This is a genomic window from Catenibacterium sp. UBA627 (genome assembly GCF_002299355.1).
Taxonomy (GTDB): Bacteria; Bacillota_I; Bacilli_A; order Erysipelotrichales; family Coprobacillaceae; genus Catenibacterium; species Catenibacterium mitsuoka.
In genome coordinates this window covers 1-1,022 of sequence record NZ_DBPF01000126.1, presented here as the reverse complement: position 1 = coordinate 1,022, position 1,022 = coordinate 1, and the positions used below count along the sequence as shown (strand labels likewise).

1 pseudogene is annotated in these 1,022 nt (G+C 34.6%); it reads right to left on the bottom strand.

The annotated features are described in order from the left end of the window. Positions 1-84: 84 nt before the first annotated feature. Positions 85-1,022: pseudogene (locus B2S90_RS08650) on the bottom strand (hypothetical protein); the annotation flags it as partial.

Below are 1,022 nucleotides of genomic sequence, written 5' to 3'. Positions count from 1 at the left end.
ATTACCAAGCAGTCCAACGACCACATTAACGGTAAATTTCTATCTTACGATACGGAAGTATAATCAATCTCCCTGATGTGTATTTTATGCTATTTTGATTCCACTATTTAATACTTTGATTCTATTAATCTTAATTCTTTTAATTAAGGCTTCTTCCTTACTGTAACACTTTTCAAATTCTGAAATACATCTGTCTTTATCTATATTCCTAGTCCTGTAGTCATAGCAGTACAACAGAAATGATGAATACCAGTCTCTTTGTACTAGAGTTCCATCTGATAGATGATACATCCTGTCAGACAATTTCTTCTTTATGTAGTCATCTGCTGTATGGTCATATTGTGATGCTCTATAATCATTAGGCACTTCTATATATGTACCACCTGTGGTCTTGAATTTTTCTTCTACAGTAGCCTGAAACCCAGAAGGGCACCTATTCTTTATAGACTTGCCAAAACGTTTTTTCTTATTAAACTTACCCTTGTTATTGACTGTAGTTTCCTTGGCTCTTTTCATAAGCTTACCTGCATTTCTGGGTTCTGTTATAAATACATCACCAAGACTCCTTAAATAATTGGCATCTTCATTTATGGCAAGCTGTCTATTTATCGCATTAATACGACATAATTCAGAATGTTTTTCTTTTAGTTTCTTATAATGATTAGAATATCTCCAGGTCTTGTGACCTTTTTTTATTGTACCGTCTTCATTATAATTCTGAGGATTAGTTGCTCGTCTTGACCTGTCCATAGCACGATAATATAATCTTTCCAATCGTTCGGATTTTTGAATACTTCTGCCTCGCTCTGAAAGATTCTTAAGTCCTACTACTGTATCAGAAGTATAGGCAACTGTCTGTGTTCCTATATCAGCACCGATCATACCTCTGCCATATTTATGTCTTGGGTTGCCGAATCTATCGTATTTAGGTTTTGCCTTACCTTCAATGGTTAAATGTAGATATACTCTGTATTTGCCACGAATTAATTTTGGTACAAGAGTAGCATAGCATGGTCTATATG